This is a genomic window from Pseudomonas sp. R32, assembly GCF_009866705.1.
Lineage (GTDB): Bacteria > Pseudomonadota > Gammaproteobacteria > Pseudomonadales > Pseudomonadaceae > Aquipseudomonas > Aquipseudomonas donghuensis.
Map to the genome: position 1 here is coordinate 3629021 of NZ_CP019396.1, position 19814 is coordinate 3648834.

The following is a 19814-nucleotide window of genomic DNA, read 5'->3' on the forward strand; positions in this document are numbered from 1 at the left end:
TTATCTATTGCAGTCCCAAGGCTGAGCATCGGCTCGACCTCAATTTCTCTGAAAAGACACCTGCAATGTCCCAAAAACCGAAAAAGTCCAAATCCAGACTGTGGTTCCTGGTCCATAGCTGGCTTGCCCTGCCGATCTGGTTCTTCGTCCTGATCGTCTGCGTTACCGGCACCCTGGCGGTGGTCAGCCAGGAAATCGTCTGGCTGGCCAACCCCGATGTGCGCGCCAGCAAGCCCGATGGCGACGCCGAGCGGCTGAGCTTCCAGCAAGTGCTCGATGCCCTGCACAAGGCCGAACCGGACATGGCGGTGCGCTTTATCAGCCAGCCGGACGGTTCGCACTTTGCACTGACCGCGGCGGTGACCTTCCCCGATGGCAGCGCGCCGACCCTGTACGTCAACCCCTACACCGGGGCGATCCAGGGCAAGAGCCCATCGTTCAACTTTGAGGCCTTCACCCGTGCCTTGCACGGCTGGTGGCTGGTGCCGTTCACCAACGGCTACAGCTGGGGCTGGTACCTGGTGTCGCTGCTCGGCCTGCCGATGCTGGCCTCGCTGGTCACCGGGCTTGTGGTCTATAAACGGTTCTGGAAGGGCTTCTTCAAGCCGACATTGCGCTTTAACCATGGCGCGCGGATCTTCTGGGGCGACTTCCACCGCCTGAGCGGCATCTGGTCGATCTGGTTCATTGCAGTGATCTCCATCACCGGCACCTGGTTCCTGATCCAGGCGATCCTGGCCGACAACCACGTCACGATCTCCACCGAGCCGGTGGTGCCAGTAATTGCCCGCGAAGACGTGCCACGCACCGAAGCCGGCACACCTGCCCCGCGCATCAGCCTGGATGACGCCACGCGCATCGCCAAGGAGCAGATCGCCGGCCTGGACGTCAGCTTCATCTCCCTGCCCGGCAACGCCTATGCCCACCTCTACCTGGGCGGGCGCGGCTGGTACCCGCTGATGTTCCAGACGGTCAACGTCAACCCGTACAACAGCAAGATCGAGTCGCAGTTCTTGATCGACGACCGCTCGACCCTGGAGTTCGTTACCGAATCCATGCGACCGCTGCACACCGGTGACTTCGGCGGCCTGACCATCAAGCTGATCTGGGCCTTCTTCGGCCTGGTGCTGTCGATGATGGTGTTGAGCGGCCTGCTGATCTGGACCAAGCGCACCGCCCAGGCCACCGCCGCTGCCCTCAAGCGCGAGCGCAAGCCGCACAAGCAGGCCACCACCGCTACCGATACCGTCACGGAGGCGAGCCTATGAGCAAGGCAGCCGTTATGCCGCAAAGCCCGCTGAGCCGCTTCTGGCACAAATGGCGCTTTCACCTGAACATCCTGCTGTTGCTGATCCCGCTTGGCTTCATGCCCAAGTATTTTGCCGACGCCGCGATGTTTCGCGGTGACAGCGGCCTGGGCGAGCGTGAGCTCGGCGAGGTCAAGGTCGGCCCGTGGAGCGTGCAACTGGCCGAATTGCGCGACGAGGCACCGCGCGCCGATGGCCCTGCCGGTTACTTCAAGGCGTTCAATATCGCCCTGTGCCAGGCCTGCATCGCCGAGGTCAAGGCGGCTTACCTGCGCATCGGCAAGCCGCGCAGCCTGCGCGCCGCCGGGACGATCTTCTTCGGCACCCCGTACCGCATGAGCACCGGCCTGCCGATCCCGCTCAAGACCCGCGCGGACGCCGAGCTCTGGATCACCCTCGAAGGCTGGGACGGCAGCATGCACCAGGCCGCCGTGCCATTGAGCAAGGCCTCGCCGGCTACCGTTGCCTGGCTGAACAAACAAGGAGGCAAATGATGAAATTTCGTAAGCAGCTCCTGCCCTTGCTGCTGCTCGGCGCTGCCGGCCAGGCGTTGGCGCACAACCCGATGTGCGAATGCAAGGAAATCGACGGCGGCCAGATCCAGTGCACCGGCGGTTTTTCCGATGGCAGCGGCGCGCCGGGGGTGACCCTGGATGTGATCGGCTATGACGAATCGATCCTGGTGCCCGGCAAGCTTGGCGATGACTCGAAGCTGACCTTCAAGCGCCCGGACGGCGAGTTCTACGTGCTGTTCGACGCCGGCCCCGGCCACGTGGTGGAAATCGACTACGCAGATATCGAGCAATGAGCCGCGTCCAGGTAGTGCGCCCGGCCGGCGCCGGGCATGAAACCCTTTACGTGCTGCTGGTCAGCCTGCTGATCCTGGCCGTGGCCGCCGGCATCGTTGCCCTGCGCGGCGAACGCCTTGACGAGGTCAGCATCGAGGCCCATCAGCTGGATGCCCGCCGCGACCTCAATGCCGCCGAACAAGGGGTGTACGCCGACTTGCGGGTGGCGTTCGACGAGATCCAGGCGCGCCGCGAAGACGAGCCGCAACTGCTGGCCGTCGAGGTCCTGGCCGAGGAAGGCTTCCCGCCCTTCGTGGCCGACGCCAGCGCCGCCAGCCGCGGCCAGCACCAGTGGCAGCTGCTGGCGCCGCGCGCCTACCTGGGCCTGAGCCAGGCCCGCGAGGTGGCCGGCAGTTTCCTCCTGCTGGTGCCCGAAGCCGAGGACGGCGCCGCTGACGTCTGGTTGCAGCGCAGCGCCAGCGCCAGCGTGCCTGCCGACTTCAGCCAGGCCGCCCTGATCGCCGCCGGCTGGCAACAGATCGCCGCCCACTACGACGCCGGCGTCACCCGCCAGCATCGTCATTGACACAAGGACGCCCCATGTTTCGCGCCACCCTCGCCCGTCGCCTTCTCAGTGTGTTCCTCGCCTGCGCCCTGCCCGCCCTGGCCCTGGCCGATACCGGCAAGCCGCTGCGCATCGGCATCACCCTGCACCCGTACTACAGCTACGTGAGCAATATCGTCGGTGACAAGGCCGAGGTGGTGCCGCTGATTCCGGCCGGCTTCAACCCCCACGCCTACGAGCCGCGCGCCGAGGACATCAAGCGCATCGGCACCCTGGACGTGATCGTGCTCAACGGCGTTGGCCATGATGATTTTGCCGACCGGATGATCGCCGCCAGCGAAAAACCCAACATCACCACCATCGAATCCAACAGCAACGTGCCGCTGCTGGCCGCTACCGGCGTGGCCGCACGCGGCGCCGGCAAGGTGGTCAACCCGCACACCTTCCTGTCGATCAGCGCCAGCATCGCCCAGGTCAACAACATCGCCCGCGAGCTGGGCAAGCTCGACCCGGACAACGCCAAGTACTACAGCCAGAACGCCCGCGCCTACGCCAAGCGCCTGCGCAAGCTGCGCGCCGAAGCCCTGGCCCAGGTCACCGAAGCGCCGGGCGCTGAATTTCGCGTGGCGACCATCCACGCCGCCTACGACTACCTGGTGCGCGAGTTCGGCCTGGAAGTCACCGCAGTGGTGGAGCCGGCCCACGGCATCGAACCCAGCCCCAGCCAGCTGAAAAAGACCATCGACCAGCTCAAGGCCCTGGACGTGAAGGTGATCTTCTCGGAGATGGACTTTCCCTCGGCCTATGTCGAAACCATCCAGCGCGAATCGGGGGTGAAGATCTACCCGCTGACGCACATCTCCTACGGCGACTACAGCAAGGAGAAGTACGAGGTCGAGATGAAGCGCAACCTCGACACCGTGGTGCGGGCGATCAAGGAGTCCCAGGCATGACCGTGGCCCAGCCGCTGCTCAACCGCGCCTGCGGGCCGGACATCGCCTTTGCCGAGGTCGACCTGACCCTGGGCCGCACGCGGATCCTCGACAAGGTCAGCTTCAACGTCGCCGCCGGCAGCGTGCATGCGCTGGTCGGCCCCAACGGCGGTGGCAAGAGCTCGCTGATCAAGACCCTGCTCGGGCAGATGCCGCACCAGGGCCAGTTGACCCTGACCTGGCCCGGCGACGAGCAGATCATCGGCTACGTGCCCCAGGCCCTGGAGTTCGACCGTGGCCTGCCGATGACCGTCGATGACTTCATGGCCGCCATGTGCCAGCGTCGCCCGGCGTTTCTTGGCCTGTCACGCAAGGTGGCGCCGGCCATCGATGCCGCGCTGCAGCGGGTCGGCATGCTCGACAAGCGCAAGCGGCGCATGGGCGCCCTCTCCGGTGGCGAGCGCCAGCGCGTGCTGCTGGCCCAGGGGCTGATCCCGGCGCCGCAATTGCTGGTGCTCGACGAGCCGATGTCGGCGCTGGACGAAGCCGGTATCCAGGTATTCGAACGCCTGCTGCACGACTGGCGCGCCGCCGGCACCACGGTGCTGTGGATCGAGCATGACCTGCAAGCCGTGGCGCGCCTGGCCGACCGCGTCACCGGCCTCAGCCGCCGGGTGCTGTTCGACGCGCCGCCAACCCAGGCGCTGACCCCGGAGCGCCTGCTCAGCCTGTTCTCCATTCACCCGCGCAGCGAGAGCACCGCCTGATGAACTACGAAGAATTTCGCCTGCTGATCCAGGGCTGGGCTACCGCCGGTTACCTGCCAGAAGCCTTGGCCTATGGCTTTGTGGTCAATGCCCTGCTCGCCGGCCTGATGATCGGCCCGGTACTCGGCGGCCTCGGCACCCTGGTGGTGGTCAAGCGCTTTGCCTTCTTCTCCGAAGCCGTCGGCCATGCGGCGCTGACTGGGGTGGCCATCGGCATTTTGCTTGGCGAGCCCTACACCGGCCCCTATGGCAGCCTGTTCGGCTACTGCCTGTTGTTCGGCATCCTGCTGAACTTTTTGCGCAACCGCACCGGGCTGTCGCCCGACACCCTGATCGGCGTGTTCCTCTCGGTGTCGCTGGCCCTGGGCGCCAGCCTGCTGCTGATGCTGGCCGGCAAGATCAACGTTCATATCCTCGAGAACGTGCTGTTCGGCTCGGTGCTGACCGTCAGTGGCCAGGACCTGCTGGTGCTCGGCATCGTCGCCAGCCTGGTGCTGGCCCTGGCCTTGCCGTTGTACAACCGCATCATGCTGGCCAGCTTCAACCCGCAACTGGCAGCGGTACGCGGCGTCGCGGTGAAACGCCTGGACTACCTGTTCGTGGTACTGGTGACCCTGGTCACCGTAGCAGCGGTGAAAGTCATCGGCGCGATCCTGGTCGGCGCCCTGCTGGTGATCCCGGCAGCCGCGGCGCGCCTGATCAGCCAGTCGCTCAAGGGCTTTTTCTGGGCCTCGGTGCTGATCGCCACCCTGAGCACCCTGGTGGGCATTCTGCTGCCGATCGTCTTCGACCTGCCGGTGCCTTCGGGTGCGGCGATCATCCTCGTCGCCGGCTGCTGCTTCGCCCTCGCCGCCCTCGCCCGCGGCCTTGTTCCACGCCTGCAAGGAAACCCGGCATGACCTTCAAACTCCAGCACCTGTGCCTGGCCCTGGCGCTCGCCGGCCTGCCCACCCTGAGCCTGGCCCAGAGCGCCCCGGCAGCGGCCAAGCAAGCAGCGGCCGGGGTTACCGTCCTGGCGTCGCTGCCGGTGACCCACAGCCTGGCCAGCGCCCTGCTCGACGGCACCTCGGTGAAACTGCAACGGGCAGCGCCAGCGAATATTCCGGCCTCGCGCCAACCGTCGTACTTCAGCGGCCGTGGTGGCGCCAGCCTGCAAAAAGCGGCCGGCGGCGCCGATGCGGTGATCGGCCTGCGCTCGATCTGGAGCGACGATCCGCTGTACCCGGTGGCCCGGCGCAGCAATATCCGCATCGTCGAAATCGACGCCGCGCGCCCGGTGGATGGCGCCCTGCCGGGCATCGCCGTGCAGGGCAGCAATGCCTTTGCCGGCTACCCCTGGCTCAACCCGAGCAACCTTGGGCGCATGGCCGATGTCCTGGCCAACGACCTGGGGCGCTTGAGCCCGGCGGACCAGCCGAAAATCCAGGGCAACCTGGCGGCCCTCAAGCGCCAACTGCTGGAGCTCAGTGCCGGCAGCGAAGCGCGGCTGGCCGAAGCGGACAACCTCAGCGTGGTCAACCTCTCGGATCGCCTGGATTACTTGGTCAGCGGCTTGAACCTGGACCTGATCGATCACCCGCAGGTGGCCGATGACCAGTGGGATGCGGCGGCGCTCAAGCGTCTGGGCGATGAACTCAAGGGCCAGGACGTGGCGCTGGTGCTGCATCACAAGCAGCCAGGCCAGGCAGTGGCCGAGGTGATCGCCGCGTCCGGGGCCAAACTGCTGGTGGTGGAGACCGATGCGCAGGATTCGCTGGCGGGGCTGAAGGCCAGTGTCGAGCAGGTGGTGGGGGCGTTGCTGGCGGGTAGCAGCTGACCTTGGCTATTTAGGGGCTGCTTTGCAGCCCATCGTCGGCAAAGCCAACTCCCACAGGTATTGCGGCGTTATCAGGGTCAATGCAAGACCTGTGGGAGCTGGCTTGCCAGCGATTGCTTCACCACCGACTCAACGTTTCATGCAGCGCTGATAGCGTTCATCCACCCGCTTGGCAAACCAGGCCGTGGTCAGTTTGCGGGTGATCTTCGGGCTCTTCAGTTCAATGCCCGGTAGCTGCGCCCGCGGCACGGCCCTGCCCGCCGTGCCATCGGCCAGGGCATAGACACCCTTGTACAAGCGGGTGTCTTCGAACGCCAGGCTGTCGCCCTTCTCCAGCTGGTCGCGGATGCTGACGTTGCGCAAATCCAGCTTCACCCCCAGGCGCCTTGCTGCCTGCTCGGTGGTACCCGGCATGATCGCCCCCGGCGCGATCAGGTCGCCGTCCAGGGCCAGCTGCACGCCCGTGGCGCGGCTCAAGGCACTCTGGAACGCCGCGTTGCGACTGGCGTACCAGCCGGCATTGAAGTCGCCAAAACGATAGAGCGGGCGATCATAGTGGGTGGGGTAGCCGAGCAGGTGAGCGATGCCAAAATACAGGCCGCCACGGCGGCTGAAGACTTCCTGGCGGATGGTCCCGCCATAGGTGTAGGGGTAGCCCTGGGCATGCTGTTCGGCAAAGTCGATGCTCACCTGCATCGGCCCACCGGTACGCACCGGGTTCAAACCACCGAGCAGGGTCTTGCCCATGGGCAAGGCGCCGATCAATTGATCAAACAGGTCGCTGAGTTCTTTTTCGCTTCGCACCGCATCCAGGCGCTGGCCGTAGGTTTTGCCGGTCGGCGAGCGGGTTTGCAGGGTGGCGTCGATCAGTAGTTTGGGGATGTGCAGGCTGGCCGCGCGGCGGTCGATCTCTTGCCGGGCGATGCGGCCCAGGCCCGGCACTTTCGGGTCGGCCTGGAAGGTCGATTCCTGTTCAGTGACCGCCAGCACCGCGCACAGGTTGCTCTTGCTGGCGCTGATCTTCTGCGCGGCGAAGGCGCTCTGGATATCCCGCGCCCAGCCTTCACGGTCCTTGGTGCTGGCCGGCAGCAGGCGCACGATCTGTGCGCGCACCTTGGCCGGGGCCTGCTCAGGCGCTTCACGCTGGGTGACGCAGCCCTGAACCGTTAACAGCACGCTGATAACCACCAGCCAACCGGGTACTTGCATGGGCTCTCCCGCCACATCTGGCAACAGCTGCACAGTAGCGGCGGTCGGGCACGACTGCAATCAGCAGCCTGGTTTGCTCAGTTGCGTGCCGATGGTCACCGCGGTGATCGCCACCGGTTTGAAGCTCTGCAAGGCGACCGGGTCGAAACTGCGTTCGCAGTTGTATTTGGTTTCCATGACAAAGTCTTCGCCCTTGTGCTTCTTCATCTCGTCCGCCCATGTGTTCGAGGCAGCGATGGCCGCGTCGTCGGTGAGCATGACTTCGGCCAGGACCTGGGTGAAGCCGACCGCACGCGGCCCTTCCCACAGGGCATACACCGACGGATCGGCGGCGTTGCCACACATTTCCAGGCAGTCGGCATAGAACTCCAGCGGGCCACCGGTAGACTCATGCAGCGCGGCAAAGGTCAGCGGCTGGTTGGCTGGCGGGGCGAAGGTGCCGATGAACGAGCTGAGGTCGGCCTTGCAGGTCGGCGACAGCTCCAGGCGCAGGTCGTTGATGCTGCCACCGGTAGCGTCGGCAGTGATCTCGCACCCCTGCACCTTGTAGGTGTGCTTGTCGCCTAAGCTGGTGCGGGCAATGCCTGCGACCGACTCGAAGTACTTGAGGTTGGTGCCGAGCATTTCACCGTTGAAGACCTGGGCGACAGTGGCCTGGGCCTGGGCGAACAACGGCAGGCAGACCAGGGTCAGGGTCGAGCCGATAGTCAGCAGTGCACGCGGTTTCATCTGAACATCCTGTAAGCAATGAAGTGGCGCGCACTTTAATGCAGCGCCGCGCACAACACCACTGGCCAGTGCCCGAGCCCGACGCTCACGGCTGCTCGCCAACCATGTAGGTCTTGCTGACAGCGCGGAACTGTTCGTGGGCCGAGCTGCCGAGCAACTCGAAAACGACCATCTCGCGGGTGACGATCTGCGCCCCGGCGGCACGCATGCGGGCAATGCCGGCATCGCGGTTGTGGGCGCCGCGACAGTCACAGGCGTCCTCGACCACGAATACCTGCTTGCCCAGCTCCAGCAGGTCGAGCACGGTTTTCAGCACGCAGATATGGGTTTCCATGCCACAGACGATCACCTGCTCGCGGGCCAGCAGCGATGCCGGCAGGCACTGGGCAGCGACGCAGGAGAAGTGCAGCTTCTCGACCACCTGAGCCGCTGGCGAGGCCTCCTTGAGCTGCGCCACGGTCGGCCCCAGCCCCTTGGGATACTGCTCGGAAAATACCGTCGGCAGGCCCAGGGTAGCGGTCGCCGCCAACAACCAGCGGGTGCGCGCCAGGGTGCCGGCCGGGTCGCTCACCGCGCCAATGAGTTTTTCCTGAACATCGATGACCAGCAGGCTGGCCTGGTTCGGCTTGATCAACATCACGTGCACCTGTGCTCTGGCTAAACCCCAAGGCTCGCCCATTCGCCGTCGCTGCGTCAACGTTCAAGCCGACAGGCGATGAGGTTCCAGGGCGGCGCTGAGCACGCCGAGCACCCGCTCTTCATGCTCATGGATGAAGAAGTGGCCGCCAGGGAAAATGTCCAGCGAGAAATCGCCGAGCGTTTCCTCGCGCCAGGCCAGCAATTGCGCTTCGCTGGCCTTGTCGGCCTCCCCGCCCAACACATGCACTGGGCAACGCAAGGGCCCACGCTGGCGATACACATAACGCCCGCACAGCATGAAATCGGCACGCAGCACCGGCAGGGTCAGGCTCATCAGCTCCTGGTTGGCCAGCACCTCTTCCGGCGTACCCTGCAGCGTGCGCAGCTCGTCGATCAGTACCTCATCGCTTTTGGGCTCGCGCCAGTTGCCGCCGTCGTAATCTTCGCGGCGGGTTGGCGCAGCCGTGCCGCAGGCAAACAGTGCCACCGGTGGCGGGCAGCCCAGGGCCTGCAGTTCGTGGGCCAGCTCGAAGGCCAGCAAGGCCCCCAGGCTGTGCCCGAGCAAGGCATAGGGCTGGCTGGCGGCCAGGCGCTGCTCATGGGCAAGCTGGCGCGCCAGCACCTGCATGTCGGTCAACAGCGCCTCGCCCAGGCGCGCGCCACGCCCGGGCAGCTCCACCGGGCGCAGGTTCAGCCAGGCCGGCAGCTTGCGCCGCCAGCGGCTGTAGACCATGGCACTGGCACCCGAGTACGGCAGGCACAACAGGGTCAATACAGACACAGGTGCCCCTTACTGCGCCGCAGCGGTTTCGGCCATCTTCTGGCGCAGGCTCAACGGGCGCATGTCGGTCCAGACTTCGTCGATGTATGCCAGGCACTCCTGCTTCAGGCCGCTCTTGCCGACGCTACGCCAGCCCGCCGGGATCGCCTTGTAGTCGGGCCAGATGGAATACTGCTCTTCGTGGTTGACCACTACCTGGAACACGATGTCGTCGCGGTCGAATACGGATGTCATTGCCTGTCTCCTGGATTGATTGGGCCCGTCACGCGCGTGGCGTACGCTGGCGTTCTAGAGAACGAGCGACAGGCCCGACAAATTAGTCCGCGCGCGGTAGCGCCCTGGTTTCAGGTATTGGACTTGAGCTTGGTCCACAGCCGCGTGCTCAGGCGGGCGATGGCACTGAACTCGGCGTCAGTCATCGGCCGGGTAAGGCTGGCGCTCAGTTCCATGCCGTTCGGCCAGCCGCTGAAAACCGGCGGTGTCTATTCGTTGTGCCTGCAGGCCGCAGGGGTTGGGCATCCGGCGTGCGCGGTGGTAATGCAGTGGTTTGCCGAGCAGCTCGGTCGCTGATCCTGTTACATTTACCGCCTGTCCAACCCTCCAGAGCCTGAAAATGGATCTTCACGCACTTCTCGCCTTCACCCTGGTTGCCGCGATTGCCATCGCCAGCCCCGGCCCCGCCACCTTGATGGCGATCAACAACAGCCTGGCCTATGGGCCGCGATATGCGGTGTGGTCCTCGTTGGGCAATGCCAGCGGGCTGTTCTGCCTGTCGGCGGCGGCCATGCTCGGCCTCGGCGCGCTGCTCGCCAGCTCCGAGTGGCTGTTCAACGCAGTGAAAATTCTTGGCGCCGGCTACCTGTTCTATCTCGGTGCCAAGCAGCTGATGAAAAAGAGCCCGATGCTGGCGAGCGACGTTGCGGCGGGCCAGGCAGCGGTCAAGCCATCGCGCTTGAAGCTGTACAAGTCGGCCTTCCTCACCGCCGCCACCAACCCCAAGGCAACGATGTTCTTTACCGCCCTGTTCCCGCAATTCATCGACCAGAGCGCTGCGCTGCTGCCGCAGTTCCTGATCCTCACCGCGATTTTCATGGCCTTGTCGCTGACCTCCTTGAGCCTGTATGCCGCCCTGGCCTCGCGGGCCAAGGGCGTACTGACCCGGCCTGAGTTTTCCAGGTGGGTCAGCCGGGTGGTGGGCTCGACGTTTATCTGCTTTGGTGCGGCGATCCTGACCATGCGCCGCCAGGGTGCTTGATCTAGAGAGCAGCGCAAATCCTGTGGGAGCTGGACTTGCCAGTGATCGAGCGCGTAGCGCTCGTATCTCAGGCAATGCCTGGTGTGTTGGCTGTACGGCGACATCGCGGGTCAAGCCCGCTCCCACGGACAATGCATCAACCCTGGTCGACACCACGCTTGAATACCCACCCCAACCCCGTTACCCTCCTTCAGTCGCTGCCAATTCAGCGACCGGGTGTGCAAGCCCGAACGATGTGGAGCAATCAGTACCTTGAGACCTTCCCGGCGCGTCTTTGCGTCCGAGGAATAGTTTTATGGTGGCTGTGCGTGGGAGGCCTTCGGGTCTGCCGGGTCCTATATCCTCGGTCTTGCACACCTGCGCACAGCTGCCACCCATTCGTGTGCAAGCGGATGCTGGCAGTTTCCTGGCTGATATAGGAGATGCAGCATGATCAAGATCGTTCCTGATCCACCGCCAGCCGGCGCCCTTCCTCACACTGCCGACACGCCTTTCGGGGCTTGTGCTGCAGGTCATCCCCCGTTGTTTTCTGTACGCGCCGGTATCGAGGCGCATGACGCGTTGGTGCATGCGTCGATGTATTTGCGTTGCGCCCATGACACTGGCATGCAGGCATGCGACAAGGTTGATGCCGACGCCCGTGGAACGATTTGGGCGACACTGCACTCGGTCGAGATGGCCAAGGGACTGGTGGATGCCTTGCTTGATGGGATCGAGGCACAAGCCTTGGAGCGCAAGGCAGCCAGGTAACAATCCAGGGGGACGCAAGTGCCTGGTTTTGGGGCCGCAGGTGCGGCCCATCGCTGGCAAGGCCAGCTCCCACAAACCTCCAAAGACCTACCCAACGATGAACTATCAAGCCCCGACTCTCTGGGCTGGACATCAATACTGGCCACTTAGTAGCATCCAATCAGCAGGACTGCGTAACTCAATACGACTATCACCAGCCAGGGAGGCTAAATGAACACGATTGTCCATCGCCCCATCCACGCAGCTCTACGCCCCACTCTCGGTTGGTCCGATACCTGGCAGGGCCCTGACCAAGGTCTGATCCGCTGCTGGGAGGCTGGTCGTGAACGAGCCCTCAAACATCCCGACATTGCCCGGCGCTGCATCGCCGGTGAGCTCCCCGTGCTGGGCTGGAAAGGTGGTGTCGAACGCACCTTGAAGAAACTCGAGAAGTTCGGCTCGCTCAAGTATCTGGCTCACTGGCAAGGTTTACGCGGTGACGACCTGCAAATCGATACCACAGCGGAACTGACGATTAGCTGCAGCCGTACAGGGATGGTCGTGACTTTCACACCCGAGCAAAGCAAATACTACAACTCACAGGTTGAAAACGAAGAGTAAGGAAGCTTGCATCATGGTCGACTTGCATCAGGAATTCGAAAACAGTCGTTTCTACCACCAGGCCCGTATCGACCGACGCTCGGCGGACGCCTTACTCGGCATTGCCGCAGGGCTCACTGCAGATAACACCATCAACCAGCGAGAGGCTGAGTTTCTAAAAAACTGGATCGAGCAACATCTGGCACACCTGGATGATCCAGTGATCAACCTGCTCTACCGACGCCTGGCCAATATGCTCAGCGATGGAATTCTGGATGCCGACGAGTCGACGGAATTGTTGGAGATACTCCAGCAATTTACCGGTGCCCCCAGTAATAGTCCTCGCCCTTTTACTGCGCCCACCACACTCCCCCTTAATGATCCAGCACCTGCCCTCGACTGGCCAGATAGGGTGTACCTTTTTACTGGCGCCATGGCCTATGGGCCACGTAAGGAGTGTGAGGCCCTTGTGCTAGATCGCGGAGGCTTGATTGGCGGCTCGGTGAGCAAAAAGGTGCACTTCCTGGTGGTCGGGAGTGTCGGGAACGAGCAATGGCTGCACAGTAGTTATGGTACGAAGATCAAGAAGGCCGTGGAGATCAGGGAGGCTGGGGGAGGGATTGCGATTGTTAGCGAGGAGCATTGGCAGAGGGCGGTATTTGGTTAAATTCCTTCGACTTACTACTCTATATAACCATCACGGACGATAGAAATTTCAACAGCTACCTGCAAGGATCTTTAGATGAGCATTGAGCACGCCCCCCTTACAAAAGAGCAGCGCACAAAAAAAATTAACGAGTTACTTAGCGACTCAAATAGGCTCTTAACTACTACAAGCAGCCGCCTCAATGGAAGATCCGAGCAATTGATCATTGCCTTCTGGAAACAACTTATCAGCAATTGTAATACCGCCCTGCTGCTGATGCGTGAAGGCTTTGAAAATGAGGCAATGGCCACGACACGACTCGCCTTGGAGAACTTATTCCACCTCGGGGCCTTGGTAAAAAAACCTGAAACACTGGACAAACTAATCAATAATTTAAGTAAAGAGCTTAGAAAGCAGGCCGATGCAATACACAACGACGCCTTATCCTCCAGCACCCTCACCAAAGAAAACGCAAGTGATTTAAGTGATTATTTAACCGCCACAAAGGAAGAAAAATATCAAGGCGCCAGTTTGCACGAGATGTCGAAAACAGCAGGCCTAGAATTCTTATATCACAGCAAGTACCGCAGCCTTTCCACCTCGTCTGCACACTCGACCTTGGTCGCGGCCCTGCAGTTCGACGCCCCCGAAGACCACCAAAATGAAGTGCTGACTTTTGTCGAAGAAATGCTAAGCCTCTCCATGGCTCTCATTGATCTGCTCCTCAAGAACAGCCCCCCCAAACCTGAAACCAAGTAGCGCATGCGTCGACATATTCTAGTGGCGCCGTAAATCATTACTCCAGCTATTGCATCACACCACGCTGGCGCGCTGCAGGCTGCTGACATGCCCCACACCGGCCGCCTGCAAGCGGCTGACCAGATCGCCACGGGCCTCGCCGCCACCTGCGCGGATGTATTCAAGCTCGGCCGCGGTGATCAACACCACCGGCACCAGGGTCACCGGCGACAGCGGCATGCCCTCCAGACGGGTCGGGAAATCCGGCGCCGGGCCGCCCAGCAGCACACCGATGCAGTCGTCCTCGGTCACGAAATGCTCGGGAAGCTGGCCGCTGATGTGGTGCGACTGGCTGAAGCCGGGCAGCTCCAGAGACAACGCACCGTACCTTGCCAACTGCTGGGTGATGCCGCCGGCATCGGCCACGGTTTTGGCGATGTTCTCGATCAACTCGAATGCCCAGCTGCGCTTGAACGGGTCGACTTCGCCCAAAGGTCCACGGGCATGTTCCGGGATGTCCGGCGTTTCGACGAACAACTCCATCTCGAAACCATTGCCTTGCCCCTGGGCATCATCGAAGGGGTCGGACAAGCCTTCGGTCGCCAGGATAATTGAGTCGCCACGGCGCACTACCCGATAGGCCTGACGGGTCGAGGGCCAGTGCGGGCCGCCGGAAAAACTCGGGCTGATGAGGTAGGCAAGGACATCCCGTTCCACGCTACCGACGCTGCTCCAGTGACGATCCAGGCAGGCTTCACCGGCAAGCCTTGCGGCCTGGTTGGCATCTTCGGCTTGCGCGATTGGCGAATCTTCCTGGGGCGCTGGTCGTTTAAATGAGTCGAGTAGCTTTTTCAGGAGGTTCATCTGCGATCCTTGCGAGGTGGACATCTATGCTAACCACTCATTAGCATCGGCACTACCCCTGGCACACCAGAACACCCATCCCATGCCTGCAACACTGAAAACCTGTTGGCCCCTAGGCTGGTGCAATGTGCCCGGCCTCGACTACAGCGCAGCGACCATCGACCTGCAGGCCATTGTGCCCAACGCCGGCGAAAAGGCCTGGGCGCGGTTCGACAAGCGCGACACGGTGCAGGCTGGCGATACCGTGCAACTGCTCTGGTGCCCTCCGGTGTCTGCCGTCAATGGCTGGAGCGAACAGCCTTCGGAAATTGCCCTGAGCTACCTGCTGACTGCGCTCGTGCTCAGCAGCATGGGCGACACCTATGAACTCGACATCCTTGGTAGTGAGCGGCTACTGCCAATGCTCAGGTCCCTGCCCCGCGATCAGGGCGCCTGGGCACTGCAGCAAGTCGGTGGCGAGGTGGGACAGATCTTTGCCCTGGAGGAAGCCTGCTGGAGTGCCAGCGCGGAGGTCGATGGGCTGACCTATCTGAATGCCTGCACGCCGTTCGAAGCGCATATGGAGCTGATACTCGAGGTGACCGGCGATGAGGTTGTCGGGCTGTTCTCGGCGCATGTCGACCCGGGCGGGGCTTTCTATTCGTTTGGCCGGCGCAAGCTGGAAGGTCGGGAGCGGAAGGCGGTCGAGCAGGTGCTGAAGATTGCGCAACCACTCAAAGACTCTCAGGGCCGCTACCTGCTGACTTGAAGGCCTCATCGCTGGCAAGCCAGCTCCCACAGGCCCTGCACCTTTCCTGAGAACAGCGGCAAACCTGTGGGAGCTGGCCTTGCCAGCGATGGGTTGCAAGGCAACCCCGAGGGCCTACTGGCCGAGCAACTCCCGCGACATCAACCACTGCTCCTTGCCCCAGGCCTCGAACCGCTCGCGCACGCTCCAGCCGCGTTTGGCGTAGTACGCGCTCTGGTCATGGGTGTGCAGGTACAAGGTGGCCACGCCGCGCCCCCGGGCTCGCTGACAAATCCCTTCAATCAGTTTTTCCGCCAGACCCTGCCCGCGAGCCTGCGGCTCGACCAGCACACAAGCGAGCCAGGGCCCTAGCTCCGGGCGCCCGGGCAGGTCATCGCGGGCCAGCGCAGCGCCACCGAGCAAGCGTCCTTGATCGAGCGCAACCAGGCATTGCCAGTCACCGTTGCGCTGGCCCTCGGCGAACTCTCGCTGCCATGCTTCCAGCGAAATATCGGCGTACTCGTAGCTGAACTGCCGATACAGCCGCTCGGCGAAGGTGTCGCAGTGCTGCATGTGGTGTTCAAGCCATTCCAGGTTCGGCATGTGCAGTCCTTTTTATGTTTTGCTCAGGTGCCCGAGCGCTCGGGCAACAGACTACGGTCAAACACGAAGGGCGTCTCGGCTTTCGGCGTGTGTTCGAACAGTTGCTGGGGCCGGCCCATTTTCGGGAAATTCTTGTCGCCGGTGTCGCGAATCCAGCCCTCCTCCTTCATGCGCTCCAGGCGCTTGCGCAGGGAGGTGTTGTTGACCGGGTGACCGAGGCAGGCCTGCACGGCGTTGAGTGCATCGAGCACGGTGAAGCGCTCGGGCGCCAGGTACAACGGCAGGTTGGTATAAACCGCCTTGGACGCCAGGCGCTCGCACGCCAGTTGCACCAGCAGGTTATGGTCGAACGGCAGCACCCGCTTGCGCCCGATGACGCTGGCGACCTCGACAAAGCACAGCTGCTCAGTGCCGGCCTCGACGTCCGGGCCAAGCAAGGCCAGGTAGTAGGTGCTCATCGACCAGCCACGCGGGTCGCGAAAGGCATTGCCTTCGGTGCCCACCTGCTCCAGGTGACGCGGCAGGATCCGGGCTTTTTCGCTCATCGCCCGGTCAGCCGCCGCCGCCAGGGTGTTGTCCGGGGTGCGGCCGTTGACGATCACCCCCGGCAGCGCCCATTCACCTTCGTGGGGCGCACGCTCACGCCGGTACAACAGCACTTCCAGCTGCTTGCTCTCGGGGTTCAGGCGCAACGCGACGATGTCGACGCTGGCCAGTACTTCTGCAGCACTCACTGTGGACTCCTATACACCTCAAACTCTTCAACGATGTCGGGCAGGCACCAGGCTGCCGGCAACGCCTGGCCATTGCGCAGGCCGGCGCGGATGGCCGAGCTGTGCACGCCCAGTTGCTCCTCGGCCACCAGCAGGCCGAAGTCGTCCAGCAGTTCCTGGCCTCGATAAAAGCCAGCAACATTGGCCTGGTTATCCTCGCCGATGACCAGGGCGATATCAGCGCGGGCAATACCGCTGCGCTTGCTCAACGCGCACAGCAGGTCATAGCTGTACACCGCCCCGCCCTCGCCGCCCAGCTCACGCTCCACGGCCGAGCAACTGACCCGCTCGCTCCCGAGCCGCTCGATCAGCCGCTGCAACCAACGACAACGCAGGTCGAAGTCAACCATGCGCTTGCCATAGGCATGCCGGTAACTGGGCACCACGACCACCTGATCGGCCCACTCCAGCGCCCGGGTGATCACGCTCAGGTGGCCGGGGTGCGGTGGGTCGAAAGCACCACCGTACACGGCCAGACGAAACCGCACCGGGCCCGACTCATATATTTCACTATGCATACTATATCCACCGTGGTTGCTTCTGAAAAAGAAAAAGCGGTTGACATACATATTACACCTAGTGAATTATGTGTCCACACCCAGTGCAGGAGCCACCCCATGAAAATCGCCAGCTTCGATGTCGACGCCCAAAACGGCTTCACCGACAACGCCCCCTCCGAGTTGCCAGTCCCCGGCGGCGCCGAGATCGCCCCGGCACTCAACGCCATGGCCAAGCGCGCCAGCCTGCGCATCGGCAGCAAGGATGCCCACACGCCGAAAGCCGCCTGGGTGGTGGGTAGTCACGCCGAGATGCTGCAGCCACTGGACATGGCCAACGCCGACCTGACCTGGGTCAGCCACTGCGTGCCGGGCACCCCGGGGTTTGAACTGCTGGCCGGCCTGCCCGCGCCGATCGACTACGACTTCTTCGTCTGGAAAGGCATCGAACCCGACCTGCACCCCTACGGCGCCTGCTACCACGACCTGGCCAACCGCCGCTCCACCGGGGTCATCGAGTACCTCAAGGTGCAAGAGGTCAAAGCCGTGATTGTCGGCGGCCTGGCCCTGGATTTCTGCGTCAAGAACACCGCCCTGCAACTGCAGGCCGCAGGGTTTCAGGTGTTTCTCTACCAACCGGCATGCCGGGCGATTTCCGCCCAGGGCGGCGCAGCGGCCATGGCCGAGATGACCGGCCAGGGCGTGATCGCCTGCACCGACCTCGCCAGCCTCGACCAGCAACTGAACGCATTCAAGGGAGCATGAACATGAGCGAGAGCGTCTTCGGCCCAAGCATCATCCAGAACCTGCTGGACACCGACTTCTACAAGATCACCATGATGCAGGCGGTGCTGCACAACTACCCCAACGCCGAGGTGGAATGGGAGTTCCGCTGCCGCAACAGTGAAGACCTGACCCCGTACCTGGCCGAGATCCGCTACCAGATCGAGCAACTGGCCGAGGTCTCGATCACTCAGGATCAACTGGCGTACCTGGGGCGCATCCCTTTCATCAAGCCGGACTTCATCCGCTTCCTCAGCCTGTTCCGCTTCAACCTGCGCTACGTGCACGTTGGCGTCGATGATGCCGGGCAACTGGCGATCCGCCTGCGCGGGCCCTGGCTGCACGTGATCCTCTACGAGATCCCGCTGCTGGCGATCGTCTCCGAAGTGCGTAACCGCTACCGCTACCGTGAAGTGGTGATGGAACAAGTGGGTGAGCGCCTGTACGAAAAACTCGACTGGCTCAAGGCCGAAGCGTCGCCTGCGGAACTGGCCGGCCTGCAACTGGCTGATTTCGGTACCCGTCGGCGCTTCTCCTACCGGGTCCAGGAGCACGTGGTGCACACCCTCAAGCAGGACTTCCCGGGGCGTTTTGTCGGCACCAGCAACGTGCACCTGGCGCGCGAACTGGACATCAAGCCGATCGGCACCATGGCCCACGAGTGGTTCATGGCCCACCAGCAACTGGGCCCGCGGCTGATCGACAGCCAGGTCGCGGCACTGGAGTGCTGGGTCAAGGAATACCGCGGCCTGCTGGGTATCGCCCTGACCGACTGCATCGGCATGGATGCCTTCCTCAAGGACTGCGACCTGTACTTTGCCAAGCTGTTCGACGGCCTGCGCCACGACTCTGGTGATCCGCTGCTGTGGGCCAACAAGGCCATCGCCCACTACGAGAAACTCGGCATCGACCCGAAGAGCAAGACCCTGGTGTTCTCCGATGGCCTGAACTTCGCCAAGACCCTGCACCTGTACCGCGAGCTCAGCCCACGAATCAACGTCAGCTTCGGCATCGGCACCAACCTGACCTGCGACATTCCCGGCGTTGAGCCGATGAACATCGTGATCAAGATGACCGCCTGCAACGGCGCGCCGGTGGCGAAGATCTCCGACAGCCCAGGCAAGACCCAATGCCGTGACGAGAACTTCGTCAGCTACCTCAAGCACGTGTTCAAGGTTGAAGGCCAGTAAAGGAGAAGCACATGAACAGTCGTCAGATCGAGATTGCCAAGGCCCTGGGCGTGGTGGCGCCCTTCGCAGATAACGCGGCAGTACAGAACGAGATCCGCCAGCGCATCGATTTCATCAAGCAGACCCTGCTCGATGCGCGCTTGAAGGTGTTGGTGCTGGGCATCAGCGGCGGCGTCGACTCGTCAACCGCCGGGCGCCTGGCGCAGTTGGCGGTCGAGCAATTGCGCGCCGAACAAGCCGACGGCGGCTATCGCTTCATCGCCATGCGCCTGCCGCACAACACCCAGCATGACGAGCCCGATGCCCAGGCGGCGCTGGCCTTTGTCGGCGCCGATGAGTGCATCACGGTGAACATTGCAGACGGCGTCAACGGCCTTGCCGGGCAACTGCCGCAACTGGCCGAGCTCGCTGACGGGCAACGGGATTTCGTCCTCGGCAACGTCAAGGCGCGCCTGCGCATGCTGGCCCAGTACACCCTGGCCAACGCCCGCAATGGCCTGGTGATCGGCACCGACCATGGCGCCGAAGCGGTGATGGGGTTTTTCACCAAATTCGGCGACGGCGCCTGCGACCTGGCCCCCCTGAGCGGACTGTGCAAGGGCCAGGTGCGGGCCATTACCGCCGCGCTGGGTGCGCCGGAACACCTGGTGCACAAGGTGCCGACCGCCGACCTTGAAGAACTGCGCCCGGGCCTGGCCGACGAGCAGGTGCATGGCGTCAGCTACGGGCAGATCGATGCCTTCCTGCAGGGTGAAAACGTCGATGACGCGGTCGCAGCCATCATCATCAATGCCTACGACAAGACCCGGCACAAACGCGAATTGCCCAAGGCACCGGCGGCACGATTCGATACAATGCTGCCATCCTGAATGGACT

At 63.1% G+C, this 19814-nt stretch carries 26 protein-coding genes and 1 pseudogene; 18 read left to right on the plus strand and 9 right to left on the minus strand.

The features are described from left to right. Positions 1-65 precede the first annotated feature (65 nt). The 8 genes from PspR32_RS16785 to PspR32_RS16820 are packed head-to-tail and all read left to right on the plus strand — an operon-like array spanning position 66 to position 6175. Positions 66-1268, plus strand: coding sequence for a PepSY-associated TM helix domain-containing protein (locus PspR32_RS16785; protein WP_100782406.1), 1203 nt, complete (start codon positions 66-68; stop codon positions 1266-1268). Further along, entirely contained in the window at positions 1265-1801 is a 537-nt protein-coding gene (locus PspR32_RS16790) for a hypothetical protein (protein WP_010222472.1), read from the plus strand. The genes PspR32_RS16785 and PspR32_RS16790 overlap by 4 nt, the downstream gene beginning before the upstream one ends. Further along, positions 1798-2115, plus strand: coding sequence for a hypothetical protein (locus tag PspR32_RS16795; protein ID WP_412034189.1), 318 nt, complete (start codon positions 1798-1800; stop codon positions 2113-2115). The genes PspR32_RS16790 and PspR32_RS16795 overlap by 4 nt, the downstream gene beginning before the upstream one ends. Continuing rightward, positions 2112-2681 carry a DUF6162 family protein gene (locus tag PspR32_RS16800; protein ID WP_159388921.1) on the plus strand — a complete coding sequence of 190 codons (570 nt, stop codon included), beginning with the start codon at positions 2112-2114 and terminating at the stop codon, positions 2679-2681. Before PspR32_RS16795 ends, PspR32_RS16800 begins: the two co-directional genes overlap by 4 nt. Before the next feature lie 14 nt (positions 2682-2695). Continuing rightward, positions 2696-3613 carry a metal ABC transporter substrate-binding protein gene (locus PspR32_RS16805; RefSeq protein WP_010222476.1) on the plus strand — a complete coding sequence of 306 codons (918 nt, stop codon included), beginning with the start codon at positions 2696-2698 and terminating at the stop codon, positions 3611-3613. Continuing rightward, positions 3610-4359, plus strand: a complete 750-nt coding sequence (locus PspR32_RS16810) for a metal ABC transporter ATP-binding protein (RefSeq protein WP_010222478.1) — start codon at positions 3610-3612, stop codon at positions 4357-4359. The genes PspR32_RS16805 and PspR32_RS16810 overlap by 4 nt, the downstream gene beginning before the upstream one ends. Beyond that, positions 4359-5258, plus strand: coding sequence for a metal ABC transporter permease (locus tag PspR32_RS16815; RefSeq protein ID WP_010222479.1), 900 nt, complete (start codon positions 4359-4361; stop codon positions 5256-5258). The genes PspR32_RS16810 and PspR32_RS16815 overlap by 1 nt, the downstream gene beginning before the upstream one ends. After that, positions 5255-6175: a metal ABC transporter solute-binding protein, Zn/Mn family gene (locus PspR32_RS16820; protein ID WP_159388922.1), complete on the plus strand. Its 921-nt coding sequence runs from the start codon at positions 5255-5257 to the stop codon at positions 6173-6175. Before PspR32_RS16815 ends, PspR32_RS16820 begins: the two co-directional genes overlap by 4 nt. Before the next feature lie 129 nt (positions 6176-6304). Here PspR32_RS16820 and PspR32_RS16825 read toward each other — a convergent pair whose 3' ends face one another. From PspR32_RS16825 to PspR32_RS16845, 5 genes are all read right to left on the minus strand, one after another. Next, positions 6305-7384: a DUF1615 domain-containing protein gene (locus PspR32_RS16825; protein WP_010222483.1), complete on the minus strand. Its 1080-nt coding sequence runs from the start codon at positions 7382-7384 to the stop codon at positions 6305-6307. Positions 7385-7444: 60 nt separating this feature from the next. Then, complete coding sequence (locus tag PspR32_RS16830) at positions 7445-8113, minus strand: hypothetical protein (RefSeq protein ID WP_036996299.1); 669 nt, start codon at positions 8111-8113, stop codon at positions 7445-7447. 85 nt (positions 8114-8198) lie between these two features. Further along, on the minus strand, positions 8199-8750 hold the full coding sequence (locus PspR32_RS16835; protein WP_159388923.1) for a hydrolase: 552 nt from the start codon (positions 8748-8750) through the stop codon (positions 8199-8201). A gap of 63 nt (positions 8751-8813) precedes the next feature. Further along, the gene (locus PspR32_RS16840) at positions 8814-9533 is read right to left on the minus strand and encodes a thioesterase II family protein (protein ID WP_159388924.1); all 720 of its coding nucleotides are present in this window, start codon (positions 9531-9533) and stop codon (positions 8814-8816) included. A gap of 9 nt (positions 9534-9542) precedes the next feature. Continuing rightward, a complete protein-coding gene (locus PspR32_RS16845; protein WP_010222487.1) occupies positions 9543-9767 on the minus strand; it encodes an MbtH family protein in 225 nt (74 codons plus the stop codon). Between the two features lie 213 nt (positions 9768-9980). Here PspR32_RS16845 and PspR32_RS16850 point away from each other — a divergent pair. From PspR32_RS16850 to PspR32_RS16875, 6 genes and pseudogenes are all read left to right on the plus strand, one after another. Continuing rightward, positions 9981-10103 (plus strand): annotated as a pseudogene (locus PspR32_RS16850) (LysR family transcriptional regulator); the annotation flags it as partial. A gap of 43 nt (positions 10104-10146) precedes the next feature. Continuing rightward, positions 10147-10788 carry a LysE family translocator gene (locus PspR32_RS16855; RefSeq protein WP_010222490.1) on the plus strand — a complete coding sequence of 214 codons (642 nt, stop codon included), beginning with the start codon at positions 10147-10149 and terminating at the stop codon, positions 10786-10788. A gap of 429 nt (positions 10789-11217) precedes the next feature. Next, positions 11218-11538, plus strand: coding sequence for a DUF6124 family protein (locus PspR32_RS16860; protein WP_036996306.1), 321 nt, complete (start codon positions 11218-11220; stop codon positions 11536-11538). Positions 11539-11748: 210 nt separating this feature from the next. Further along, complete coding sequence (locus tag PspR32_RS16865; RefSeq protein WP_036996308.1) at positions 11749-12138, plus strand: hypothetical protein; 390 nt, start codon at positions 11749-11751, stop codon at positions 12136-12138. Between the two features lie 13 nt (positions 12139-12151). Next, on the plus strand, positions 12152-12784 hold the full coding sequence (locus tag PspR32_RS16870; protein WP_036996310.1) for a BRCT domain-containing protein: 633 nt from the start codon (positions 12152-12154) through the stop codon (positions 12782-12784). Between the two features lie 75 nt (positions 12785-12859). Continuing rightward, entirely contained in the window at positions 12860-13522 is a 663-nt protein-coding gene (locus tag PspR32_RS16875; RefSeq protein ID WP_159388925.1) for a DUF5677 domain-containing protein, read from the plus strand. Between the two features lie 54 nt (positions 13523-13576). Here the strand turns inward: PspR32_RS16875 and PspR32_RS16880 are convergent, their stop codons facing one another. Continuing rightward, positions 13577-14365 carry a suppressor of fused domain protein gene (locus PspR32_RS16880; RefSeq protein WP_036996313.1) on the minus strand — a complete coding sequence of 263 codons (789 nt, stop codon included), beginning with the start codon at positions 14363-14365 and terminating at the stop codon, positions 13577-13579. Between the two features lie 127 nt (positions 14366-14492). Here PspR32_RS16880 and PspR32_RS16885 point away from each other — a divergent pair, with 127 nt between their 5' ends. Further along, positions 14493-15113, plus strand: a complete 621-nt coding sequence (locus tag PspR32_RS16885) for a hypothetical protein (RefSeq protein WP_159388926.1) — start codon at positions 14493-14495, stop codon at positions 15111-15113. Positions 15114-15227: 114 nt separating this feature from the next. Here PspR32_RS16885 and PspR32_RS16890 read toward each other — a convergent pair whose 3' ends face one another. The 3 genes from PspR32_RS16890 to PspR32_RS16900 are packed head-to-tail and all read right to left on the minus strand — an operon-like array spanning position 15228 to position 16986. Beyond that, positions 15228-15695 carry a GNAT family N-acetyltransferase gene (locus tag PspR32_RS16890; protein ID WP_159388927.1) on the minus strand — a complete coding sequence of 156 codons (468 nt, stop codon included), beginning with the start codon at positions 15693-15695 and terminating at the stop codon, positions 15228-15230. A 23-nt stretch (positions 15696-15718) separates the two neighbouring features. Next, positions 15719-16429 carry an NUDIX domain-containing protein gene (locus PspR32_RS16895; protein ID WP_159388928.1) on the minus strand — a complete coding sequence of 237 codons (711 nt, stop codon included), beginning with the start codon at positions 16427-16429 and terminating at the stop codon, positions 15719-15721. Further along, positions 16426-16986 (minus strand): adenylyltransferase/cytidyltransferase family protein, encoded by a 561-nt coding sequence (locus PspR32_RS16900; RefSeq protein ID WP_010222495.1) that lies wholly within the window; start codon positions 16984-16986, stop codon positions 16426-16428. The genes PspR32_RS16895 and PspR32_RS16900 overlap by 4 nt, the downstream gene beginning before the upstream one ends. A 99-nt stretch (positions 16987-17085) precedes the next feature. Here PspR32_RS16900 and PspR32_RS16905 point away from each other — a divergent pair, with 99 nt between their 5' ends. The 3 genes from PspR32_RS16905 to nadE are packed head-to-tail and all read left to right on the plus strand — an operon-like array spanning position 17086 to position 19807. Continuing rightward, the gene (locus PspR32_RS16905) at positions 17086-17730 is read left to right on the plus strand and encodes a nicotinamidase (RefSeq protein WP_159388929.1); all 645 of its coding nucleotides are present in this window, start codon (positions 17086-17088) and stop codon (positions 17728-17730) included. 2 nt (positions 17731-17732) lie between these two features. After that, positions 17733-18938 carry a nicotinate phosphoribosyltransferase gene (gene pncB, locus PspR32_RS16910; protein ID WP_010222497.1) on the plus strand — a complete coding sequence of 402 codons (1206 nt, stop codon included), beginning with the start codon at positions 17733-17735 and terminating at the stop codon, positions 18936-18938. Between the two features lie 11 nt (positions 18939-18949). Further along, positions 18950-19807, plus strand: coding sequence for an ammonia-dependent NAD(+) synthetase (nadE, locus tag PspR32_RS16915; protein WP_159388930.1), 858 nt, complete (start codon positions 18950-18952; stop codon positions 19805-19807). The last annotated feature ends 7 nt before the right edge of the window (positions 19808-19814 follow it).